This window comes from Lysinibacillus sp. JK80, from assembly GCF_027557635.1.
Taxonomy (GTDB): Bacteria; Bacillota; Bacilli; order Bacillales_A; family Planococcaceae; genus Lysinibacillus; species Lysinibacillus capsici.
Genome location: NZ_CP058997.1, coordinates 744,504 through 767,230, shown reverse-complemented (window position 1 = coordinate 767,230; position 22,727 = coordinate 744,504). Strand labels below are relative to the sequence as shown.

At 34.7% G+C, this 22,727-nt stretch carries 23 protein-coding genes and 3 pseudogenes; 7 read left to right on the top strand and 19 right to left on the bottom strand.

The features are described 5' to 3' along the window. Positions 1-190: 190 nt before the first annotated feature. Positions 191-295, bottom strand: a pseudogene (locus HXV90_RS04030) (DNA mismatch repair protein MutT); the annotation flags it as partial. 458 nt (positions 296-753) lie between these two features. Here HXV90_RS04030 and HXV90_RS04025 point away from each other — a divergent pair. After that, a complete protein-coding gene (locus HXV90_RS04025; RefSeq protein WP_066036717.1) occupies positions 754-1,206 on the top strand; it encodes a hypothetical protein in 453 nt (150 codons plus the stop codon). A 401-nt stretch (positions 1,207-1,607) separates the two neighbouring features. Here HXV90_RS04025 and HXV90_RS04020 read toward each other — a convergent pair whose 3' ends face one another. The 5 genes from HXV90_RS04020 to HXV90_RS04000 form a co-directional block, all read right to left on the bottom strand. Continuing rightward, positions 1,608-2,081, bottom strand: a complete 474-nt coding sequence (locus HXV90_RS04020; RefSeq protein WP_259950173.1) for an EVE domain-containing protein — start codon at positions 2,079-2,081, stop codon at positions 1,608-1,610. An 11-nt stretch (positions 2,082-2,092) separates the two neighbouring features. Next, a complete protein-coding gene (locus HXV90_RS04015) occupies positions 2,093-2,629 on the bottom strand; it encodes a DinB family protein (RefSeq protein WP_259950174.1) in 537 nt (178 codons plus the stop codon). Between the two features lie 67 nt (positions 2,630-2,696). Continuing rightward, entirely contained in the window at positions 2,697-3,644 is a 948-nt protein-coding gene (locus HXV90_RS04010; RefSeq protein ID WP_066036714.1) for a helix-turn-helix transcriptional regulator, read from the bottom strand. Between the two features lie 488 nt (positions 3,645-4,132). After that, entirely contained in the window at positions 4,133-4,546 is a 414-nt protein-coding gene (locus HXV90_RS04005; RefSeq protein ID WP_269898440.1) for a universal stress protein, read from the bottom strand. A 12-nt stretch (positions 4,547-4,558) separates the two neighbouring features. Next, entirely contained in the window at positions 4,559-5,989 is a 1,431-nt protein-coding gene (locus tag HXV90_RS04000; RefSeq protein ID WP_269899017.1) for a SulP family inorganic anion transporter, read from the bottom strand. Between the two features lie 92 nt (positions 5,990-6,081). Here HXV90_RS04000 and HXV90_RS03995 point away from each other — a divergent pair, with 92 nt between their 5' ends. Then, positions 6,082-6,633, top strand: coding sequence for a recombinase family protein (locus HXV90_RS03995; RefSeq protein ID WP_112118614.1), 552 nt, complete (start codon positions 6,082-6,084; stop codon positions 6,631-6,633). Positions 6,634-6,801: 168 nt separating this feature from the next. Here HXV90_RS03995 and HXV90_RS03990 read toward each other — a convergent pair. Beyond that, a pseudogene (locus tag HXV90_RS03990) lies at positions 6,802-7,261 on the bottom strand (NUDIX hydrolase). 817 nt (positions 7,262-8,078) lie between these two features. On the opposite strand from HXV90_RS03990, the gene HXV90_RS03985 reads away from it, so the two are divergent. Continuing rightward, positions 8,079-8,225 (top strand): YrzI family small protein, encoded by a 147-nt coding sequence (locus HXV90_RS03985; protein ID WP_081011020.1) that lies wholly within the window; start codon positions 8,079-8,081, stop codon positions 8,223-8,225. A gap of 789 nt (positions 8,226-9,014) precedes the next feature. On the opposite strand, the gene HXV90_RS03980 is transcribed toward HXV90_RS03985, so the two are convergent. Beyond that, complete coding sequence (locus tag HXV90_RS03980) at positions 9,015-9,335, bottom strand: NUDIX domain-containing protein (protein WP_269898439.1); 321 nt, start codon at positions 9,333-9,335, stop codon at positions 9,015-9,017. Between the two features lie 533 nt (positions 9,336-9,868). Here HXV90_RS03980 and HXV90_RS03975 point away from each other — a divergent pair. Then, the gene (locus tag HXV90_RS03975) at positions 9,869-11,296 is read left to right on the top strand and encodes a serine hydrolase domain-containing protein (RefSeq protein WP_269898438.1); all 1,428 of its coding nucleotides are present in this window, start codon (positions 9,869-9,871) and stop codon (positions 11,294-11,296) included. Positions 11,297-11,728: 432 nt separating this feature from the next. Here HXV90_RS03975 and HXV90_RS03970 read toward each other — a convergent pair whose 3' ends face one another. From HXV90_RS03970 to HXV90_RS03935, 8 genes and pseudogenes are all read right to left on the bottom strand, one after another. Then, entirely contained in the window at positions 11,729-11,887 is a 159-nt protein-coding gene (locus tag HXV90_RS03970; RefSeq protein WP_269898437.1) for a multicopper oxidase domain-containing protein, read from the bottom strand. Positions 11,888-12,541: 654 nt separating this feature from the next. Further along, positions 12,542-12,664: a cupredoxin domain-containing protein gene (locus HXV90_RS03965; protein ID WP_269899016.1), complete on the bottom strand. Its 123-nt coding sequence runs from the start codon at positions 12,662-12,664 to the stop codon at positions 12,542-12,544. A 52-nt stretch (positions 12,665-12,716) separates the two neighbouring features. Then, positions 12,717-12,788: pseudogene (locus tag HXV90_RS03960) on the bottom strand (hypothetical protein); the annotation flags it as partial. 19 nt (positions 12,789-12,807) lie between these two features. Continuing rightward, positions 12,808-13,227, bottom strand: coding sequence for a cupredoxin domain-containing protein (locus tag HXV90_RS03955; RefSeq protein ID WP_269898436.1), 420 nt, complete (start codon positions 13,225-13,227; stop codon positions 12,808-12,810). 124 nt (positions 13,228-13,351) lie between these two features. Beyond that, complete coding sequence (locus tag HXV90_RS03950) at positions 13,352-13,891, bottom strand: TVP38/TMEM64 family protein (protein ID WP_269898435.1); 540 nt, start codon at positions 13,889-13,891, stop codon at positions 13,352-13,354. Between the two features lie 43 nt (positions 13,892-13,934). Then, the gene (locus HXV90_RS03945) at positions 13,935-14,195 is read right to left on the bottom strand and encodes a hypothetical protein (RefSeq protein WP_269899015.1); all 261 of its coding nucleotides are present in this window, start codon (positions 14,193-14,195) and stop codon (positions 13,935-13,937) included. 112 nt (positions 14,196-14,307) lie between these two features. Continuing rightward, the gene (resA, locus tag HXV90_RS03940) at positions 14,308-14,841 is read right to left on the bottom strand and encodes a thiol-disulfide oxidoreductase ResA (protein ID WP_269898434.1); all 534 of its coding nucleotides are present in this window, start codon (positions 14,839-14,841) and stop codon (positions 14,308-14,310) included. Between the two features lie 38 nt (positions 14,842-14,879). Beyond that, complete coding sequence (locus HXV90_RS03935) at positions 14,880-15,590, bottom strand: cytochrome c biogenesis CcdA family protein (RefSeq protein ID WP_112118605.1); 711 nt, start codon at positions 15,588-15,590, stop codon at positions 14,880-14,882. Positions 15,591-15,962: 372 nt separating this feature from the next. Between HXV90_RS03935 and HXV90_RS03930 the strand changes: the two genes are divergently transcribed. After that, a complete protein-coding gene (locus tag HXV90_RS03930) occupies positions 15,963-16,238 on the top strand; it encodes a YqhV family protein (RefSeq protein WP_048395961.1) in 276 nt (91 codons plus the stop codon). A gap of 558 nt (positions 16,239-16,796) precedes the next feature. On the opposite strand, the gene HXV90_RS03925 is transcribed toward HXV90_RS03930, so the two are convergent. Beyond that, complete coding sequence (locus HXV90_RS03925) at positions 16,797-17,117, bottom strand: ArsR/SmtB family transcription factor (protein WP_259419460.1); 321 nt, start codon at positions 17,115-17,117, stop codon at positions 16,797-16,799. Positions 17,118-17,618: 501 nt separating this feature from the next. Here HXV90_RS03925 and HXV90_RS03920 point away from each other — a divergent pair. Continuing rightward, positions 17,619-18,239 carry a class I SAM-dependent methyltransferase gene (locus HXV90_RS03920; protein WP_269898433.1) on the top strand — a complete coding sequence of 207 codons (621 nt, stop codon included), beginning with the start codon at positions 17,619-17,621 and terminating at the stop codon, positions 18,237-18,239. A gap of 195 nt (positions 18,240-18,434) precedes the next feature. Here the strand turns inward: HXV90_RS03920 and HXV90_RS03915 are convergent, their stop codons facing one another. After that, positions 18,435-19,328: a DMT family transporter gene (locus HXV90_RS03915; RefSeq protein ID WP_269898432.1), complete on the bottom strand. Its 894-nt coding sequence runs from the start codon at positions 19,326-19,328 to the stop codon at positions 18,435-18,437. Between the two features lie 182 nt (positions 19,329-19,510). Between HXV90_RS03915 and HXV90_RS03910 the strand changes: the two genes are divergently transcribed. Continuing rightward, positions 19,511-20,389: a LysR family transcriptional regulator gene (locus HXV90_RS03910; protein WP_269898431.1), complete on the top strand. Its 879-nt coding sequence runs from the start codon at positions 19,511-19,513 to the stop codon at positions 20,387-20,389. A 55-nt stretch (positions 20,390-20,444) separates the two neighbouring features. On the opposite strand, the gene HXV90_RS03905 is transcribed toward HXV90_RS03910, so the two are convergent. Continuing rightward, positions 20,445-22,601 (bottom strand): ATP-dependent helicase, encoded by a 2,157-nt coding sequence (locus HXV90_RS03905; protein WP_269898430.1) that lies wholly within the window; start codon positions 22,599-22,601, stop codon positions 20,445-20,447. Positions 22,602-22,727 lie beyond the last annotated feature (126 nt).

Here is a 22,727-nt window from a genome sequence, read left to right as displayed (position 1 = left end):
TTAGCAGTTTTAAGTTAGGTTTTTATAAAAAAGTTTGATTGTTTTCTACATGTGTTACTCCACTATCGCGCCCTATTATGGAAAATGTATAACTAATATTTCACCTGCATATTATCTTGTAGTATTTTCTCTGCAAGTTTAATGTTTTCTTTTAGAAATAAAGGTAGTTCCGTATGTGCAAGAACCTCTCTACTAATGAGAGACCTCCACCAGCATGCTCCTCCTTTTCACTTCTACGGATTAAAAGCCATTTCTCATTGCGACGAATAGCCCCTTCTACATTTACTACAAACATAAAATACCCCCTATAATTTATACTTTATCCATAAACACATGGCCCTTTTTATTTCGTAGACGCATTTTTTTCTGCAGAAATGCGCCCGGTTATAGAACCTTCAAACAATATTCTGTTACTCATATCACACACCAATTATTACCACCACGACTCAAGCACTTTAATTTGAACTAATAATAAACTAATTTTTTAGATTATTCTCAATATTAATCCTCCTAATTTCTCCAAAACCCTTATTCAACAATATGGCACGATTGTGGAACAAGAAAAAATCTTGCTTTTATATTTTGTGTAAACATTGAGCTTTAGAGATTAAAAGTCGATAAAAACGCGACAACTTTAAAAACTAATCCCTTGATTTTTGTTAAAATGTAAATAAGTTTTTTTTGCTTTTATGTTAAAATTTTGTAAAATAAAACGGAAGACACATATTTTTACAACTTGGGAGGGGCTATATTATGCGAAGTAAACGAATTAAATTAGCAATTGTCGCAATTATTCTTGTCCTTTGTATAACTGGTATTCTATTTTATTCAGAATATGGAACAAAGAATTTTGGAGATGAACTCATTACAAACACTGATAAATTTGAAGAAGTTGTTGATAGCATTTCCGTTTGGGAAATGAACGGTGGTGTAGATAACAAAAATATATTTATCGTAAACAAAGACGATGAATTATATAACGAAGTACGCAGCATTTTGAATAATTGGGAAGCAAAACGAACTTTATTCAAAAGTATGGATGTCTCTAACTCTTATTACAAAATAGTTTTCACTAATAACGACGATACTACTAATCCAATTAATATATTAATTTCAAAAGATGGTATGGTTAACATTAACTCAAGAGAATACGAACTTGTCAAAGGCGATTTAGTTGAATTACTTAATATCGCTAACTATGAATAATCAATCGAGAATGATGAATCTCAAGTACCTTGTATTCCGCTGCAAGTTCGCATGGATTGGTGGAATGCTTGTTGTATGGTGAAGTCATAAATTTTCTGATTTCTGATTCGTGCAATCATTGCGCAAAGCTCCGTAAGCTAAATAGATCTTTTATTTTACATCTATATGGTTAAGTGAACCAAGATGAACAATTATAAATGGTGACTGTTTTTATAATAAAGGCGGCCTTCCACAAACTAATCTGTGGAGGACCGCTTTTAATTTGTTCTTATTTACTTAACAATCCTCGTCTCGTGAATTCAGAAGAACAGAACGCTATTCAACAATAGCGTCCAATTGTTGAATATTGTTATCTAACTAAAGCACTCTAAAGTTTAAGTGAAACTGTTCACAACTTACAATCAGTGTTTAAGGATCTCGGATAATGCCTGTTCCTCACCATCTAACATCGAAGTAACGATTGTCATAAAATCTTCAGCTCCAATTTCAAAATGACCTCGACGGAATGGTAACCCCCAATTGCGATTTCCACGCGTAAAAGTGAGCTGGTTTAACAACAGTGCAATCTTAACTTCTCGACAAGGAATATAACGCATATCTCTGCGAAATGGCACAAACGACTCCGACACTTGATGTTTGTAAGCACCGTTATCCGTAACCTGACCAATAGCAGTAAATGCTTGAACTGGCTTCCCTTTGGACATGTCTGTGCGAGGGGAATAGTATATCAGCCAATCACCTGGAGACATTTTACGCAAAGGTGCTACCTTACCGTGACATAACTGTGCAAAACCACCTTCTATGGCTAAATTCACATGAGAAGCGGATACAACGCCAATCCAATATCTGCTTTTCTGACTTGTTATATTCGACATGATGCATCCCCCTACTCTTCAAATACTAAACTTTTCAACCGATCCAGTTGTAAAAAATGATGTCTGTAATGCATTTCAATCAACATAAACCATTCCTGCGCGTTTAAAGCACCGAACGCCGGATGAAGTATCTTGTTACTTACAGGCACTTGAAGTAGAACTGATTCCGTATTCCTCATCCGTTCCACTACACTGTGAAGTCCTTCTACCAATTGCTCCATGCTCTCTGGTGGTTGCGGAGTATAGTTTGGCGAAGCAGGGACCTTAATACGAACAGCAGGAAATTGTTCTAGTTTAAAAACAATCTTACCCTGCTCAGTTTTTTCCTTCGCTGGGTTCAATGTCGATTCGCTACCAGCTAAACATTGCTCGACATTATGTAGATGCATGAAAGCTGATTGAATTAAATGTACATACATCTGTCCTATGGACCAATCTTCTTCGTTCAGCTTTCTATGTATTTTATCAATATTGAGTTTTGTCAGTTCTGCCAAATATCTTTCTACTGTAAGTTCAAATGACTTCAATACTTCCTTTGTACTTTTCATCCTTCAAGCAGCTCCTCTTCATCTTGGTATAGTCACAGTATAAAAGAACACTACTGACAGGTGTATGTCAGTAGTGTTCTAGAATTTTTTTCGCTACTTCCCGAATCTTGAAGCGTAAAGACTTCGGCTCAATCACCTCGATATCTCCGCCCCAGCCAAGTAAATGCTGTAATAGTTCCTCTGGATACCGAACACGAAATTGAAAGATTACATCCTCCTTCCGCTCCTCAATAGATTCAATATAAAAATTTACTGCCTCAATGATTTTGTCGGCAATTTCGGGGTTTGCCCTCATTATTATTCTTTCATCTCGATTGTCAGGTGGCCGATAGCTACTTAGGTCAAAATCATTTGGTAGAAGAAATTGATCTTCCAACACAGAAAGCTCGGACATCCGGGACAAGCGGAAATGACGCATTTCTTGCCTCATATCACAGTATGCTAGTAAAACCCAATTTTCATGGACAAGTGTTAATCCATATGGAGAGACGACACGTTTATTTTTCCGATTCCCATCTGTTCCTGGCATTTTTTTAATATACATAAAACTGATTTTGCACTGTTTCAAAATTGCATCGCGAACTTGATTAAGATACGTTTTTACCCGCTCTTCAGTTGACTGCTCACCTATATGAAGCAGTCGCATTGTTTCCCGAACAAGCCTTGACTCGTTACGAACTGACTCCGACAAAGTAGCCTCGATTTTGCGTTTAGCGGACCTTGCATTAATACCATAATCTGTATCCAACCTTTGCTCGATAAAATCAGCTCCCATGAGCAGGGAGACAGCCTCTTCTGCTGTGAACCTAACCGGGGGTAGAAAATATCCTTCCATTAAGGAATAACCCTGACCAGGGGCACCTAAAATGGGAACCCCAGCCTCACTTAGTGCTTGAATATCCCTATATATCGTACGTACACTTGTCTCAAATTGAGAAGCTAAATCTTCTGCTCTCAATGTTTTGCTTCGCTGTAATTCAAGCGTGATCGCAAGCTGCCTCTCCGTTTTATTCATTTTTTTCCTCCACAATTTCAGCATTCTATTACAGTACTTGCCCAATAATTGAATAACAGCAAGCAATGTAATTGGGCTATATCCCTGGATTCGTTTGTATGCCTCCTAATGATATCAAAGCTTGCTTAGAATCATAGTACAACACATTATTGGAACAATTAAATAGTTGCTTCGATTAAGAGGTTTTAAACACCATTCAACTAGATTTCCCTGTTAAAACAGGTATTCACGTAATAATTCTTCAGTAATTTTAATCATCCCTAGTCTCAATTTGCAGATATATTTCTTATAGTATCCTAAAAATTTTTGTACTAAACTGCCCCGTTTGTTAAACAAAAAATCCTGCATATCGATACAGGATGTTTAAACAAACTTTATTATAAATGATCAATCTTTTATATAAAACTACGATGGCTACCCGTGAATTTTTCATACATAAGTTAAATTTTCCCATAATATCCCCATTTTCTATGAATCACTATAGCATGCTATTTCACTATTAAAGCTGGGCAATGAACATGTTTCATAACTTTATGGCTTACACTTCCTAACACCATCTCTTGTAAAGTATTTAAGCCTCTGCTACCAATGATAACTAGATCAACTTGCTTTTCATTTGCATACTTCACAATTATAGGACCAGGTGTACCATGTAAAATCGTTAATTTGAAGTTACTCCCAGCAACTCTTAAAACTTCTTCTACTAGTGCTACCTTTCGTTTACGTTCTAATAATAAACTTTCACTAGATACAGCATGTAACACTTCTGTTTTTGCCTTTTCAAAATCTGCCACATACACCATTTCAATCAGTGAATTCTCAGAAGCAATTTTGACTGCCTCTTTTGCGGCACGCACTGAATTCTCAGAACCATCAACAGCCAATAAAATATGTTTATACATAAAGTATCCCCCTTAATGTGATACACCTACATTTAATAATTGGTTATATAATTTTTCACTCGCTGGATTCATGCCAATGACTTTCACAGTTTTCCCCTGCTCTTCTAATTTCGTAACGACTTTTACGACAGCACCAACTGCTGATTCATCCCATAAATGGCTACTTGTTAAGTCGATTGTAACGATATCATCCTTAACTGCTTCAATTGTTTGAACAAATTTTTGAGTAGACGCAAAGAATAAAGGACCTTCTACAATAAATTTATCGTTATCTTGATGTATTCGTACCTTTGAAATCGTTGCAACAAAGAATAAAGAACTTAAAATTACGCCCAATACAACTCCAATCGCCAAGTTATCTGTATAGACAACTACAGCTACGGTTGCAAGCATAACGAATGCCTCACTTTTAGGTGCTTTGACAATATATTTAAACGATCCCCAATCAAATGTACCAATGCTTACCATGATCATAATTCCTACAAGTACTGGCATTGGAATATCGACCACGATGTTGCCAAGTACCAGGATTAAGAACATTAGGAACATCCCAGCCACAAGTGTTGATAGGCGTCCTCGACCACCTGATTTTACGTTAATCATCGACTGTCCGATCATTGCACATCCTGCCATACCACCAAAGAAACCGTTAACGATGTTTGCAATTCCTTGTCCACGTGCCTCAATATTTTTATTGGATTTTGTATCCGTCATATCATCAACAATTTGTGCGGTCATTAGTGATTCCATTAACCCAACAAGCGCTAATGCTAGTGCGTAAGGGAAAATAATTACTAACGTTTCAAAATTAAATGGTACGTCTGGAATGAAAAAATGCGGTAAGCTCTGTGAAATTGCACCTAGATCTCCTATCGTTTTTAGTTCAAAATTAAAAATGAATGTTACAGCCGTTAACATAATAATCGCAATTAACGGTGCAGGTATTGCTTTAATGAATCGAGGTAAAATGTATACGATACATAATGTGACCACGATGAATATATACGTTATATACCCTTCTCGAAAAAAGTGTGGTACTTGAGCCATGAAAATTAAGATTGCTAGTGCATTAACAAAGCCAATCATGACCGAATTTGGTATAAAACGCATGAGCTTAGCAATTCCAAATACACCAAATAAAACTTGAATAATTCCTGTTAAAATGGTTGCTGCTAATAAATATTGTAACCCATGGTCTGCCACCAAATCTGCAATCACGAGTGCCATTGCTCCTGTTGCGGCAGAAATCATTCCCGGTCTTCCCCCAACAAATGCTATAATAACAGCAATAGAAAATGACGCATAAAGGCCGACCATTGGATCGACACCAGCAATGATAGAAAAGGCAATTGCTTCTGGTATAAGTGCTAAGGCAACGACAATCCCTGACAAGATGTCACCACGCACATTACCAAGCCATTGTTGCTTTAAACTTTGCATGATATTCTCCTTCTTTACTAAAATATAATCTTTGAATATCATAGCACACTTTTCCCAAAAGGAACCTTTACGGAACTAAAATGGAGTGAAATTATATGATTTATGGTTATCAACGACCCTTATTTAATGATGAGGATATGCAAATTCAAACTGCTGCTTTAAAGAATTGTGACCATCTATTTACTGAAAATCATGGTCGTGCGAAAAAGCGATTAGTTCTTGAAGAATTACTCATGACTATAGAAAAAAACGATACCATTCAGGTACTTCGTTTCTTTAGCATTGCGGATACAACTAGGCATTTAGAAGACCTACTAAAAATTTGTAAAAGAGATCAAGTAACAATTCATTTTATGGAGGAAAATATTACGTCCACACAAATTCTTGAAATGCCACTAGAGCAAGTTTTACAATTCTTTTTAACATTTCAAAGTGATATCGTAAAGCAATCAACTACTTTGGGAATGGCTGAAGCAAAAGCAAAAGGAAAATCAATTGGGCGACCTAAGAAATCAGATGAAAATATAAAAAAGGCAATTGAGATGTATCAGTCTGGAAACACATTATTGGATATTAAGAATGAAACAGGTATAAGTAAATCAACACTTTATCGTTATCTAGAGTCAATAGAAGTAAAACCACAGTAATTTGAAATCTTTATAACCACTATTAATTAAATAAAAAACAAGCCAGCTTATGCGTTAATTTGAGCAGGCTTGTTTTTTATTTAATTAATTCTTCAATACTATGCTACGTTAATACCTTTGCAATTCCTTGTTCTTCAAACAAAGCACTCGTTAGCTTAAATATTTTTTTCATAAACTTTGTTTGGTGTTCAACTGATTAACTAATCTTTTGTTCAATTCCCATAACGCCGTTTTATTGCTATCCCATTTCAAAAGTGTTACTGCCTCTTCAAAACATAACCATTTATAGTTAAGGTGCTCTTTGGATAAAGATATATCTTTTGTAGGAACTTTAACTCCAAAAGAAAATTCTTTTAATACATAAACGTTTTCTCCCAAAGGAAATTCCCCACTACATCTTCTACTGGTAGTGAAGAAATAGAATCTAATTCAATATATGGATAATCTCTTGTAATGCCAGCCTCTTCAAATGCTTCTCGTTTAGCAGATTCAATAGGATTCTCACCCTCTTCTCCACCACCAGCTAATCCCTGCCAATATCCATAATCACTTCTCTTAAAATTGCATATTCAATAGAATGATCAGTGATTGTATAAGGAAATACCAAAACTTGATAAGGTGCCCTCATTGCTTATCTCCTCCAAAAATAACCTTAAAATTAATTTGTTCTTTCTTTAACTAACCTACTTATATATGTATCGAACTAACCTGGACATTCGTGAATAGCTACAGTTCCATTGAACAATTACATTCCTTAGTTATGTCTTCATTATTGTAACTTTTACCTCTTTATTTTTCTTCATGATTCCATTCAACTTGTATTGTCCCTTTTTTAATGTTCACAGTTAGTTGCATCATCGTAGTTTATTTTTGGCACGTATTTTTTGTCTTATTTTCTTCGTTTTTAAAATAGACCTCCAACATACCCGACCATTTCAACGTTTACCTCTTTTATTTATCAAAATTGTAGTAAAATCCTTAAACTTTCCTAAAGTTCTGGAACTACAATTTTGATAAAATACTATGGGTTTCGTTTTTTCATTTTGTAGCCATACCCCTGTAGAAATTACAGGGTTTGGATTCCCCCATGTACCCGTAGCATCCATAACTGCTCTCTCTTCAATAATTAGGAAAGCTTTGTAAAAGATGTTTACAAACAACTTAAATTTAGATATACTTACAAAGTAAACAAAAAATTCTTAAGGAGGTCGAATAAAATGATCGTTATCGTTAAATTGATGTCATTGGTAGCTACAACTTCATTAAAAATGAAAATCACACATTCGACCGCATCGGAATGGATAGCTTAAGGTTTTTTTTGTAAATAAGCATACCCATACCGCAGGGAGAAGTGTGCCCCTGCGGTATTTTTGTGGCCTTTTTCGCCGTAGAGAGTCTCTCTACGGTTTTTTTCATTTTTCATGACAATTTAAGGAGGTGATAAAATGATATTAAACTTTTTTGCGCTCACGATAACTATTACAAAACGTAAGGTCTCTCTTGAGAAAGCACTTCATGATGAATATGTGAAAAAAATCTTTGAAGAGAACCGAAAAAAAATTGACGATTATATTCGTATTCGTCAATATTAATCTTGTTAATTAAAAAACTTGAAAGGTGGGAATTGAAATGTTTTATATGATCAAAAGACGTCATGCAGTTTTATGGCTGGAGAAAGACACAACCACCAGATGAAGTAATATAAAGTGATAATATAGCTAATTTTATAATCTCAGTTGAGCTAACCCGTTCTAATATAGGACGGGTTGCTTCAGGAGATATTTTGTACTTTTATTAAGCGATATGTTACACATGCAACTTGATGTAGTTTAAGAAAATGCAGAATTTACATACGGGAAAGTAACTACTTTTGTTTAGTCTTTCAATTAAATTTCCCGATTGTGGGACTACTTTAACTGCTCAAAAACTCCAATCGCAATGTTAATTAAGTTAAAAGAAACTTATAAACTAACTATTCCAGACTACACAGTGATAACCCTTCTTGCTTAGAAAATCATTAAATCCTTATTACATTAACCTTCCCAGTTAGTTAAATACATTACTTTTCCAACTAACTTAATTTTCACATAATTCCTTTAAAAGCGTTATTCAATTAAATAGCCCTTAAACTGAAAAATGAGCTTTCCTTTTTCCAGGAAAGCCCCGATTGTTGAAGATCGTTGTTATTAAATTAAAGCACACGTTAGTTTAAGAAGAACAAAAGGTTAACGCATCGTCTAAGATTAATTTTGAAAGTTTATGGTCATTAATTACAAATGGTATTTCAGAGGGTTCTACCCAAATTCGAGCAGATGATTCATGTTCTCGGAGAAAAGGTAAGCATTCGGTAACATCCATTCTAAAAAATGCCTGATAAGCAATCAATGGATATTTTCCACTTGAATCAAAAGACAGATTTCTTTATGGCTTACTTCAATTGAACCTATGTATTTAATTGTTCCCTTTACATACCCCTCTTCATATGTTTCGCGTAGTATAGCTTCTTCTACGTTCTCCCCAATCTCTACGTGTCCACCTGGATAATTAAACCCTCGATTTTTTATTTGTGATAATAACACTTTCCCATCTCTAAAGCACACTGCATGAACACTCGTCACTATTAAAGATTCTGTTAATTTCATTCGAGGCATCCAAGTTAGCTTCACATTATTTCCACCCCAGTCTACAAAAATCGTCTGCATATATCTATCCCATCTCCTGTTAAATGCAATTTATCACCTAATATTAACTTTCTACACTGTTTCAAAAATCCCTCTTATACAACAAACCGGAAATAGATTTTAAAACGTGGTAAATATACGATTTTTATGTTGCATCAATTGTAGAATATATTACGAGTAACCATTCTTATGCCAATAGAATATATTTGGAATTTGCATATTGGTCCGTTTAAAAGAATGAGGCTTCTGACTCTTATTCGAGTTCTCGTCATCTAGTAAATTTAAAAGTCTTATCAGCAAAGCCTCCCTGATGATAATAAATTTCTTGATTATTTTACAACTTTTAAAACAAGCGCTGATCCTTATTACAGAATGCACCCTTTTGTTGAAGATCGTTTTTCTTATTGAACTAACGTATCTGTTCGTTAAATGTAACTCTTCACATTTTACTTAATATTTAAAGGTGAATAGAAAGATAAGTTATAATTTAGTTTAGTAGTTGTAAAAGTAGGTTATTTATATTATTCTCTTATAATTTTTCAAAAAGAGAGTTTATGAAAAAGATTATTGTTGTTGTATTAATGATATTTATATTATTCTTAGGATCCACAACACAAAGTTATGCACTGTCAGATTCGAAATCTGCGGCAATACAAACGTTGCTAGATGATGCCTCTCGAATATCAGGTGTTCCAGGAATTTCAATCTCAATAATTGTCGATGATGAAGTGTTCTACTTTTCTTCAGGGTATGCTGACCGTGAAAAGGGGTTGACTGCAAGTGAAAATACACTCTATGAGTTAGCTTCTGTCAGTAAAGCTTTTACTGGTATGGGTATTATGCTGTTGGAAGAGCAAGGGCTGCTCTCAATGACGGACCCTGTGCAAAAATATTTACCTTGGTTTACGTTAAAGTATCAAGGAAAACCTGTTGATACGCAAAGCCTTACACTAAATAACTTTCTTCACCATACCAGTGGTCTAACAAATATTAGGCATACTCAAAATATTCCACAAGGCAATACACCGGATATGTTGCAAAAGACTGTGGAAATGCTCGTAGATGCTGAATTGGCGTTCAATCCTGGTGAACAGTATAACTATGGAACCGTTAATTATGACGTATTGGGTTTGGTTATTGAGATTGTGTCGCAACAAAGCTATGAAGACTTTATGAAGGAACAAGTATTTCAGCCGTTAGGTCTTCACCAGACGTATGTTTATAAAGAAGATGCTCAAGCCACTGGACAGTTGGCACAAGGCTACCGTTCTTCCTTTTTTATGACAACTCCATTTAAAGCTCCGGATTATGCTGGGAACAAACCCGCAGGCTACATCATTTCTAATACAAAAGATATGGCACGTTGGATGGGCATACAGATGGGTATTGTGCAGAACATACCCGAAATATTTCACACGGTTATCGAAAAATCACATAGGGGTGATATGTCTGTCTCGGCTGTCAACGATATGTATTATGCGGCAGGCTGGTCGGTAAACGCCGACCAAACAATCATCGAACACACTGGGGGCAATCCAAATTTCCGAACCGAAGTAGCCATACTGCTAAATGACAGAACAGCCGTCTGCTTGCTGAGCAACGGCGCAAATACCAATATAAACTTGGTACTAAAAGTTAAAGATATATTAGACGGTAATCTAACTCAGTCATATGAAATAAGTGGCACACAGCTTTTGGATATCATTTTGTCGTCTATCACTATTATTCTTTGCCTATTGGCTGTTCTGCTATTTCTTTTAGGATTACGAAAAAAGAAAATGAATAAGAGACAGCCAATGACAAAAAAGAGAATAATCATAACAGTTATTTTCCTGATGACTACGATTGTCCTTGGTATACTGTGCTATGCTATCGATTGGTCAACAATACTTATTTGGCAACAATATAGTATTCTTACAGCGTTGATTTCGGCAGCATTATTAACAGCCAGCATTACATGGTTTGTATACACGCACCGATAAAATACCTCGCTCCCAAGATAATAAAAATTTAAATTTATCGGTATGCTTAATTTGAAAAACATAAGACACTTAGGTGTCTTTTTAATATCATCGGCATTTTCCCAGTCAAACCTAATTACTATTGCTTCCACTAACCTGCTCTGTTCGTGGATAAAAACAACAATTTATTTTTACAAAAGCGTCGTTAGGTAACATTTCTTAAAAGACTGTTATTCAACAAGTGGCCCGTTTGGTAGCTTATTTAATTGTTAAGTTACAAAAAGGTCGTATCCTAGAAGTCTTTAAAGCAACAGAAAGCATTTAAATGGCTCGAAATGGCTTTATCTGGTGTTTTAAGTAGTTTAAATCTGCCCTTGAATGACATCTAAAAAACCTCCAAATTTTGGAGGTTTTTAAAATTGTATCTATTTTATTTTACTTCAACTTGACCCATCATCCCATTTCTTCATGTTCAAGGACATGGCAATGGAACATGTAAATGCCCTTATTATTGAACTTCACTGCTAATTTAACTGTTTGACCAGCTTCAACTGAAACAGTATCCTTCCACCCTTTTAAATTTAAAGGAGGTTCTTTCCCATCAATCGACACGATTTTAAATTGAGTGCCATGTATGGAAAGGATGTGTCATGCCACCCATCATATCAGGTTTATTATAAATTTCCCAATTTCAGTATCTCCCTGTTTTTTGAGTGAAATCAATGCGATTCATATCAAACTGTGAACCATTGATTGAAACCATTGTGCCCATACCAAAAGTTCAAGTTTCTTTGTAACTGGTAAGGTTTTTTCCTCTTCCGTAACACAAAATCATTTAATTTTTGTGCAATGTTACTTGTACTTGCAGCTTTTTGGTCAATTTTAAATGGTAAAAGTAATTCCTTCTTCATTTATTAATGCTATATCAGTTTTGTCATCCATCTTTGAAAAATCCACTATTACCTCTGCTCGCTCACCTGGTGTTAAGGTAATTTCTTTCATATCAGTGTGGTTGATTTAAGAAACCTCCATCAGTAGCAATTTTGTTGGAATGTAGCTCCTTATTCAATTTAAACGTATAATTACGAGCATTAGAACCGTTTAATAATCGAAGTCTTATTTTTTCTTTACCGACAGTAAGTTTAGGATTCAAAGTACCATTAATTAACAAAGTATCTCATTGTACCATCCTCATTAAGGACTGCTTGATAATTTAATTGCTTTTCTTCAGTAAATTTCTATCTTGGAATACTAACGGAAAATCATTCACACCATACTCATTCGGTAAATTGATTTTTGCGAATTTTCATCATCAATATAAATTAAGCCAGCTAAACCTTTATATACTTGCTCTGCTGTAGCACCTTCTGGATGTGGATGGAACCACAGCGTAGATGCTCCTTGATTAACTGTAAATTTACATCTTCTGTTACACCTGGCTCTAAGACTTGGTGTGGACCTCCATCACCATTTCCGGGATTTCTAATCCATGCCAGTGAAATGTTGTTGGTTCAGATAAGTCATTTTTAGTTCTAAACGTTACCGTTTGATCTTATGAATACGATGACTGGCCCTAAAAAGGAACCATTATATCCATATGTCTCTGTTTTAGTTCCCTTAAAGATTTCTGTCGTTCCTTGTTGGGCAGTAATATCAACAATTCCATTTTTAGGTTCAATAATAGGTGGAAGCGCAAGCTCATTTTCCCCAGTTGAATTATTTAATGCTAATGGATTGTTATGACTCGCATGACCATTTTCCATGCTACTATCTTTATTATCCATACCCTCCATGTTTTTCATTTCTTCATCACTAATATTGGAATGGTCCATACCAGACATAGTAGAATGGTCCATATTTGAATTATTATTAGATTCCGAATTACCCGCACTACATCCCCCAATTATAATAGCGCCTACCAATAATGAAGCAATCAAAAGTTTAGATTTCATTATGTTTCCTCCTTTTATTCTTTACATAGGCACTATAACAAAGAAGTATGGAGAAATTATGGATTGTAATTAAATGAGACAAGTATTAACCACGCTATCTAAGAAAACTTTGATATGACTTTTTTTACTTCTTAACTTTCCAAATCAAAATGATAATTGACATTAATAAGATACTTATTACAATTTTCCATATTAAATTTACTTGCATAAAACCATATACGGCTCCTGCTTCAAAGATTAAGGCTGGTATTTTTCCAATCGTACTAGCAAGCGCAAATGTGCCTAAAGATACCTTAGAAAATGCACTAGTAAAAGTCACAAGACCTGATGACATAAAAGGTAAAATCCTTAAACTGACAATTATCCAAAATGCATCAGACCCTTCCAACTCCTTTAATTTTAAAAGTTTAGGGTGTAATACGAACGGTCTTTTCCATTTATTGATTCCTTTTCTATATAAAATAAAGCTAATAACTGCACCAAGTGATTCACCGATAATAGAAATCAACAAACCGTTGAATACGCCAAAAAACACAAGGTTAGTAGCTGTAACAAAAACACTTGGTAGTACACCTATAATACTAACCAAAGTATTTATCATTAAACTAACCAAAATTGCAAATAAACCAGATTGTTCAAGTAATTGAAGTAATTTTTCTTCCATGATTAAACGCTATTTTTTTAACCTATTACTTGCATATAATGAACTATTGTTTATAAACAACAACTGCCTGTTCGCCTAATGCTTCATAGCTATTAAAAAATGCTCCCTTATCCAATGTTATCAATCCCTTACGTGGATCCATTACTTCCACAGTCGTATTTCCCACAGATAATAGTACCATTGTATGTAAATTTTGATACATTTGATGGTACTCACCTGCTTCTTCCATAATCAATCCCCCTTTAACCTTTGGTGGTGAGAGGTCCAATGTTACCCATATAATAACTAGTATTCCCTGTCTAATATAATTTGTTATTTCTTTTATTGTACTTCCACTACGATTTTTTGCATGTAAATCTAACTTTCTCTCGGTGATAAAATTAAAAATTGACGTTAGAAATATTAAAAATCATTATTTAGTCTGGTAGAATTAGTTCCATATAATTCTTTATATCTTGTTCTTTCATTTCTCCAGTGATTATTTTTTCTATTTTCCCCTCAGAATTAATAAGAATAGTCGTTGGTAATGGATTGATATTATATGCTTCCATTACACTTTTATTTTTATCTATTAAAACCGGAAAAGTTAGACCTTTTCGGTCAATATAATTTTGAACCACGAAGTCGGATTCTGCTATATTTATAGCTAATACCTGTATATCCTTTTCTTTATAATCATTATAATATCTATCTATAATTGGAAATTCTCTTTCGCAAGGTTTGCACCAAGTACCCCAAAAGTTTAAAAAGACACCTTTTCCTTTGTATTCCTCCAAATTATGTTTATCACCATGCATATCAACTAGAGTAAAATTTGGAGCATCGTCCCCTATTTTTAATACTTCATTTTTATCTTGCGTTAAAGTTGTATAGACTGTGAAGAATATTGCCCCAAATAATATAATTAATATAATTGAACGCATAAGAAATCTTCTCTTTTTTTTATCCATAATGAAGTTAGGCTCCTTCCTTTCTTATATATGTAAAACTAGAAACCAGTAAATCCTCCAAAAATCGGTGTTAAAAACGCAATAATTTTAGTCATCATATCAAAGTATAATAAAACCCCCATCACAATCATTATTGCACCACCTATTTTCATAAACAGTCCATTTTTTCTTTGAAGAAACTTCATTTTTCCGATAAATAAAGACATTATTAGGAAAGGTATAGAGAAACCTAGCACATAAAATAGCATGTACAACATGCCCTTCCCAGGATCAGACACGCCTAAAGCTATTACTCCTGCAAGAATTGGTCCAGTACAAGGTGTCCATCCAGCTGCAAAACCCATACCAATAAGTACCGAACCAAAATATCCTTTGGGCCTTTTTTTAAAATGAATCTTTTTTTCAGATTGTAAAATATCGATTTTAAAAAAACCTAGAATAACTAATCCAAAAAAGACCATGATAATTGCTCCAATTTGTCTTAGGAACTCTTTATACTGAATAAAAATCTGTCCGATAAAAGAAGTTGAAAAACCTAGTGCCATAAAAATAATAGAAAAACCAAGTAAAAAAAGCAGGGTATGTATCAGAGATTTTCGCCTCAAAATCCCTTTTTCTTCTTTTAGTTCATTAAAGGATATTCCTGTTACATAAGATAGAAAAGCTGGATACAATGGTAATGAACAAGGTGATAAAAATGATAATAATCCAGCACCAAATGCAAGAAGTAAATTTAAATGCTCTAACAAATACGCTCACTCAACCTTTCTATAGTCCATTTGAAAATAAAGTATAGACTATAAATATGGAGAATATATGCATATGCAGCGTGATATAAGAATTAGAATTTTATTGATAGCTTTCAAATTGAACATTAATCTAAATAGGGATTAAAAATAAAAAATGAGCCGTGTTTCAACTATAGAAACACAGCTCATTTTTTATGCTAATTCCAAACATTGAAAAAATCTTTAATTATATTCCTAGTCTAAGGATTAAAGCATAATCTAACAAGCATATTAGATACGAATCATACATATATTGATTTTAATATTTCATTAAAACAAAAATCTATTATTCTATTCATGATGGAATTATATTAAATTTTCTATAAAGATAGGATGATGACAATTATTGAAAAGTCGGTTCTTGCTATGGTTATTTTACGTGTATTGTCTGGGAGTATTGAAGTAAGTGCTGGATTGTTGATGCTAAAGTTAAATAATCTAGAAAAAGCATTTTATATTAATACAATGCTTGCTTTGGTTGGTCCAACAGTTTTAATCGTAACGACAGCAATTGCATTATTTGGACTAGCAGATAAAATACCTGTGACAAGAATCGTTTGCTTATTTACGGGTATAACACTTATTATTATTAGCTCACATATTAAGTAAAAATAAAAGATTACTAAAATTCAGCAAAAGCATACAAGTGTCAGAATATGAGTTTGACAAAAAAATAATCTTCACAACCTTTTGAATCCAAGTTATCTTCTGTATCGAACATTTATTTTATAGCATGGTTCCATTCATAATCTTTGTTAAACTCTTTTATGAATCACCTCACATGTTCATTAAATTACTGTAGCGTGTGACGACGCTGCTTTTTTTTATGTATAATTAGCCTTTATTTGCACAAATTTATATTGAGTGTATTGCACGCACTTATATGGTGGTGGCGTTGGTTGACCGTCACGACCTCCCTCAATAAGGGTTACATTATCTCAGTAACCCTTTTATAATTTCTATTCAGATCAGGTAGTTTTCTACTTTGGACTAACTTTAATCAAACCTTTACGACCACTAACCGTATTAGTAAAGATGTTCCTCTATCTTTGATTTTTTCTGTACTAGCTCATTCATATAGTTACGGAACACCCATTTCCTCAAAATTTCAAATCTCCTGCATCCTTCCCTATATATTATGGAATCTGCTTTTATTTATATATATCTTTAATCTACATGGTTTGCACAGCACGCAACATCAGAATGAACATCTTCTAAAACCGTATCAAACATTCCAAGAAGTTCGCGAATACGCTCATTTCTCAAACTATAGTAGCAATATTTTCCTTCATTACGACCAACAATAATGCCACACCCTTTTAAACAGGCTAAGTGTTGAGAGATATTAGACTGATTCCCCTTTAATTCCTCGACGATTTGAGATACTGTCTTCTCTTTCTCTTTGATACACTCTAAAATTTGAAGTCTTACCTTGTTTGAAAATCCATGAATTAGTTTAATTTTTAAGTCAATATTTTTTTCTGTCACAAAATCTCCTCCAATTCATATTAGACTTAGCTAATATGTTTTGATATGATCATATTCGATATCACTAATATGTGTGTCAAACATACTAGCACTACCTAATATGTCTGTCAAAAATTTTAAAAAAATATGGGTCTCTCTTCAGCTAATAAACGTAGGCATCCTCAAGTTAGATTTTTTACTGTCTGAAAAGGAATATTAGATTAAATTTGGGACAGGTTTCACAACTGGCTGGATACTTGTAATAATGGCTTTAGGGCTAACAAACCCTGATAAAGGCTTATTATACATACTTATTAATGTACTTGGTTTTTCAATTTCCTTTCTTAAGCTGTCTCAAATTACGTTTCTTCCAAAAAGAAGCCATTTATGATTATTGATTTTAATGGGATTTTATTATATTTTGACATGATGACAAAGATTATTGCGTGGGTCACTCCTATTTTCGGAGGGGACACAGGATTTTAGAAGTTCATATGCTCTGTAGAAAGGCTGGATGTAGCATTGAATAATACGTGGAACAAAATTATTTATAAAATTGGCTCTTCCTTTTACGATAAACTTTTTAATACAGGTACTTTTTTAAAGACTAGAAAGAGGATTTTTCAAGAAGTACTTTTTCAGCGTAAACAAAAAATCCTCTATGTAGGTATTGGTACTGGGGCTGATTTAGAATTAATCAACTATGTTGATTATGATATAACAGCCATTGATTATTCTCCTGATATGCTAGCGAAAGCTAAACATAAATTCGAGCACTCTTCTATCAATTTTTTAGAAATGGATGCTCAAAAAATGTCTTTTGCAGATGAATCATTTGACTATATTGTAGCTAGTTTAATACTTTCTGTGGTTCCTAATGAAAATAAATGCTTTGAAGAGATGATAAGAGTTTTAAAGAAGGATGGTAGAATTCTTATCTTTGATAAATTTGCTCCTAAAAATCAAAAACTAACGCTAACAAAAAAATTGGTAAGGCCATTTATAAGTATGTTAGGAACAGATATTGGTAGAAGTTTTGAGGAGCTGTTTAAACAAAATGATCAAAGGCTCAGAATTATAAGAGATGAATCTGTTATGTTAAAGGGTATGTATAGATATATTGAAGTTCTTAAACTCTCTTAGCTAATCATTAAGGGCATAGCTGCACTAGCAGTTAACGTTTTGGAGAAACTCATTAAGAAGCTCAAGCATCTTATTAAGAGTTTAAAAAACAACAATCAGCCAACTTGAATTGGCTGATTGTTGTCTTAGTAATTGAACAACCCTATAAATGTTAAATACCATGTACTATCGATTTAAGTCTCCCGTGATAAATTGTTACTCTATTTGTTTTTTCATGAGTTGTTTTGAAAAGTTAAAAGATCGAATTTCGCTAACAAATGTAGAACCTAATAAAAATACCCCTCCGATAATTTGCACTAGGGTCATTTGCTCTTGCAATATCATTGCAGAAATCAATATTGCTACAAAAGGATCGACATAGCTTAGCATCGCAATACTCTGCCCTTTCAATTTTTCCATTCCCGAGAAAAACAACCAAAATCCAATCCCTGTATTAACGATACCTAAAATTAAAATAAAAGGAATAGATGCGCGTGATAATTCAAAAATCCCCAAGCCTTCTGTCAAAAAAACATATGGCAGCAGTAATAATGCAGTGGTTCCAAGTTGAATAATGGTCAGCTCTAGCTTGTCCATCTCTTTAATAAATTTGTTTAAAAGTAACAATGCCGCATAAAACGCAGCTGCCATCAATCCAAAGGTAAGTCCAAGGAAATCATCTGATTCCGTTGCACTCACCCCTTCTCCTACAATCATTATCATACCGATAATTGCTATGACAATGCATATTATTTTTTTTATGGATAATTGTTCCCTAAGTACAACAGGTGAAAGAATCATTACAAATACTGGTGCAAAGTAATATCCTAGTGTGGCATTGGCAAGTGATGTGTGGTCGTAGGATTGATAGAGAAAAATCCAGTTTCCTCCCAATGCAACGCCTGAGAGAAACAAAAATAAAGCATTCGATTTCACTAAATTCCAGGATATTTTTTTCTTCATTATGGAGAAGATGAAGAGTAAAAATAAGCATCCTAGTAAACTACTTAGTAAAGCTCTTTCACTCGCCGCTAAATCAATGTAACGCACAACTAAACCGATTGTGCCAAAAATAATCATTGATACGATAAATTGAAATTTAGATTTCATGGCCTACTCCCCTAACCTACCGCAATTTAATAGGAACTATTAGGTGTTTTTTCCGTCCTTTCCTTCCACTCCCTTTCAACTTGCTTTTGTAATGGGAATAGCATAGCATACTTATATGTATTACAAAATTGAATGTTTGTCATGCTATACATAACAAAATAGCATGCAAGGGGGATAGCGTTATGAATATCCAAAAATATATGGCCTTTGTCAAAGCAGTAGAATATGGGAGCTTTACAAGAGCTGCCGATGCATTAAACTATACACAGTCTGGTATCAGCCGTATGATCAACGATTTAGAAATAGAATGGGGAATTTCCCTTTTTGAACGAGGTCGTGCCGGAATCAGTTTAACATCCGATGGCTTAAAGCTACTGCCCCAATTACAGCGTATATGTAATGAGCATGAAATGTTAATGATGCAGATCGAAGACTTACATGATATCCAATCAGGAATCATCCGAATTGGTACATTTTCTAGTGTAGCAACACATTGGCTACCTTATATGATCAAATTCTTTAAGCAGGATTATCCAGGGATTGATTTCGAGTTACTCTTAGGAGATTACACCGAAATCGAAAGCTGGATTATCGAAGGTAGGGTCGACTTTGGATTTTTGCGACTACCAACAAAAGCTAAAATGGAAACAATCTTTGTAGAGCAAGACCGTTTGTTGGTAGTCATTCATCAGGATCATCCTCTTGCTGATTGCGATAAATTTCCTCTAAGTGAACTATTGACCAGTCCATTCATGCTTTTAGAAAAAGGCGCAAAAGCTGAAATCTCCGAAATTTTTGAGAAGCACAATATCTCGCCGCACATTTCTTTTACAACATGGGACGACTATGCCATTATGTCAATGGTGGAAAACGGGTTGGGAATCAGTATATTACCTGAACTGATTTTAGAACGCATTCCGTACCAAATTATCGCGAAAGAGCTTGAGATCCCTGCTTTTCGAACTATTGGGATTGCGATGAGAGAGCAAAAATCGCTGTCACTTGCAGCAAAGAGATTTATAGAATATTTATCCTATAGAAAGAGAAAAAAAGAAGTTTAGCTATTATTTTGCACACTATAAAAAGCGTATTCGAAAAAATCTCGAATACGCTGCATTAATCTTCCACCGCTTCTAAATAGCCTTGCTGTAAACATGTATCCGTCATAAACTGCTTTATCCCTGCATCAAATGACAATTTGATCGTGCTACTTGTGACCTCCAAAATTTTTCCCTCTCCAAACATCACATGCTTCACCTTTGAGCCAACGATTAACGCTGACTCCGTTGTAATTGTCTGATCATTACGGTATTGCTTCAATGCTTTCCTCGGACTTTTCGACGCTTTCTTTGGTAATTCCTGAGGTGAAACGATTTGCTTTAACGCCTTCATAAATATTGATGGCACCACACTTGCTTTAAAGCGCTTGCTGTACGAAATTAATTCCAAATGGCGAATTGCACGTGTGATACCGACATAAAAGAGTCTTGTTTCTTCCTCTATTGCTTCTTCCGTCTCAGTAGGTAAAATCCCATCAATTAAGTCAATCAAATACACACGATCAAATTCCAAGCCTTTTGAACTGTGTAAGGTTGTTAATGTAATGGCATTCATTTCATTTTTCAGATGAGATGTACGTGCTAAATTTTCAAGGTACTTCAAACGACCAGCAAATTCAGTCATCGTCGACGTATGGCGAGCAATTAGTCCAAGTACATCCACAATATCTAGTAAATTTTCATAATTAAAACCGAGGTCCTCGCTCATTTTCTTTAAGGCACGCTCATAACCAAAGTCATAACGGATATGCTCTAGCATGGCTGTTGGTGTTGTTTGATCAAATTGAATGCTATCATACGTTTTGCGAATTCGCTTAATATATTCAGGCTGATAATCCTTTAATTCCACATGCTCTAGCAATAGTGTAAATACACAGCCATCCTCTGGTACTTTCTGCAGTGCCTTTAATTGCGTTGGTGTAATATAAGCATTCATTTTTCTGTAAACTTTTTCAAATATCGAGATATTTTTTGTATTGTATGCTAGACGCATGAAGTTCATTATATCCTCCACAACCCAATGCGTAAAAAAGCGAATGGTGGAATCTTTCATATAGAAAGGCAAGCCCGCTCTGTCTAACGCGTCCATAAGAGGAATGGCTGACGTATTATTTCGATATAAAACAGCCGTTGAGCCACGCTTAGACAAGCTTTTTAACTGATTCACTACATATTTGGCCTGTAAGCTGTAATTCTCTAGGATTTTAAACGAGATTGGCTCTGCTGCAGGATTCTGCGTAAACATCTGTTTGTTATATCGTTTTTTATTTCGCTGAATGAAAAGGTTGGCTGGCTCTACAATCGAGGCAGATGAACGATAATTTTGTGTCATTAGTAAAACACGTGCCTCTGGATAAATCTTTTGGAAATTCAACAAATAATCTGGCTCTGCACCGCGCCAGCTATAAATGGCCTGATCCTCATCGGCAACGACGCATAAATTTTGATGGACAGCGACAAGCTTCTCGATGATCGCATGTTGAACAGGCGATGTATCCTGACTTTCATCCGTTAAATAAAAATCGTATCGACGTTGATATTGCGCCAACACCTCTCGATTTTTCGTAAAAATATCATTCGCCATTAACAGCATATCGTCAAAATCAATGAGCAATCGGTCACTAGCTGTGCGCTTATATTCCTCATAATGCTGTAAAATCTCGACTTTTCTTGGCACCTTTACTTCTGCAATTGCCCATTCCTGTTCGGGCAGCATTTTATTTTTGATGAACGTTATGTACGTCAGTAGCTCGTCTAACTGATCTTCCGTAATTTTGGAGCCATTTAATTGTTCAAAAATCTCACGAAGCACTCGTTTTTTTGACATTACACCAGGCCCGTCCGCTTCTTCGATAATCCCGTACGAAATGCCCTGACGTTCAAGTGTCTGCCGCACAACTTGAAATGCTAAACTATGAATCGTCGAGAAATCAACTGGTGGCAAATGCGGAAAAAACTTTGCAAAACGTGCCTTCATATCATTTGCTGATGCCTTACTAAACGTAACAGCCTTTATGCGAGCAGGCTTGACACCAAGCGCCTCGATCATATAGCCAATACGCATAATAATCGTCGTCGTTTTTCCTGAACCAGGAGATGCCAATAGTAGCAGCGGTCCATTCGTCTGCAATACGGCCTGCTTCTGCACATCATTTAGATAAACGCCAAGTGAACGCTCCTTTTCTTCAAAAAATGCTTTTTGCGCTCCATTCATATCATTTACTCCGTTCTAAAAAAATCTATTTTCTATTATACCAGATGATACTGATTAACTTCTTAAGAGCATTAAAGCAATTAAGCTCGACTACTACTCATTCGAGTGATCTTAGCTGTTAAGGAA

What these genes read in the sequence shown, in the direction of transcription:
- HXV90_RS04025 (WP_066036717.1), top strand. Translation starts at nt 754, where the DNA reads ATGCGAAGTAAACGAATTAAATTAGCAATTGTCGCAATTATTCTTGTC.
- HXV90_RS04020 (WP_259950173.1), bottom strand. Translation starts at nt 2,081, where the DNA reads ATGTCGAATATAACAAGTCAGAAAAGCAGATATTGGATTGGCGTTGTA.
- HXV90_RS04015 (WP_259950174.1), bottom strand. Translation starts at nt 2,629, where the DNA reads ATGAAAAGTACAAAGGAAGTATTGAAGTCATTTGAACTTACAGTAGAA.
- HXV90_RS04010 (WP_066036714.1), bottom strand. Translation starts at nt 3,644, where the DNA reads ATGAATAAAACGGAGAGGCAGCTTGCGATCACGCTTGAATTACAGCGA.
- HXV90_RS04005 (WP_269898440.1), bottom strand. Translation starts at nt 4,546, where the DNA reads ATGTATAAACATATTTTATTGGCTGTTGATGGTTCTGAGAATTCAGTG.
- HXV90_RS03995 (WP_112118614.1), top strand. Translation starts at nt 6,082, where the DNA reads ATGATTTATGGTTATCAACGACCCTTATTTAATGATGAGGATATGCAA.
- HXV90_RS03985 (WP_081011020.1), top strand. Translation starts at nt 8,079, where the DNA reads ATGATATTAAACTTTTTTGCGCTCACGATAACTATTACAAAACGTAAG.
- HXV90_RS03980 (WP_269898439.1), bottom strand. Translation starts at nt 9,335, where the DNA reads ATGCAGACGATTTTTGTAGACTGGGGTGGAAATAATGTGAAGCTAACT.
- HXV90_RS03975 (WP_269898438.1), top strand. Translation starts at nt 9,869, where the DNA reads ATGAAAAAGATTATTGTTGTTGTATTAATGATATTTATATTATTCTTA.
- HXV90_RS03955 (WP_269898436.1), bottom strand. Translation starts at nt 13,227, where the DNA reads ATGAAATCTAAACTTTTGATTGCTTCATTATTGGTAGGCGCTATTATA.
- HXV90_RS03950 (WP_269898435.1), bottom strand. Translation starts at nt 13,891, where the DNA reads ATGGAAGAAAAATTACTTCAATTACTTGAACAATCTGGTTTATTTGCA.
- resA (WP_269898434.1), bottom strand. Translation starts at nt 14,841, where the DNA reads ATGGATAAAAAAAAGAGAAGATTTCTTATGCGTTCAATTATATTAATT.
- HXV90_RS03930 (WP_048395961.1), top strand. Translation starts at nt 15,963, where the DNA reads ATGATGACAATTATTGAAAAGTCGGTTCTTGCTATGGTTATTTTACGT.
- HXV90_RS03915 (WP_269898432.1), bottom strand. Translation starts at nt 19,328, where the DNA reads ATGAAATCTAAATTTCAATTTATCGTATCAATGATTATTTTTGGCACA.
- HXV90_RS03910 (WP_269898431.1), top strand. Translation starts at nt 19,511, where the DNA reads ATGAATATCCAAAAATATATGGCCTTTGTCAAAGCAGTAGAATATGGG.
- HXV90_RS03905 (WP_269898430.1), bottom strand. Translation starts at nt 22,601, where the DNA reads ATGAATGGAGCGCAAAAAGCATTTTTTGAAGAAAAGGAGCGTTCACTT.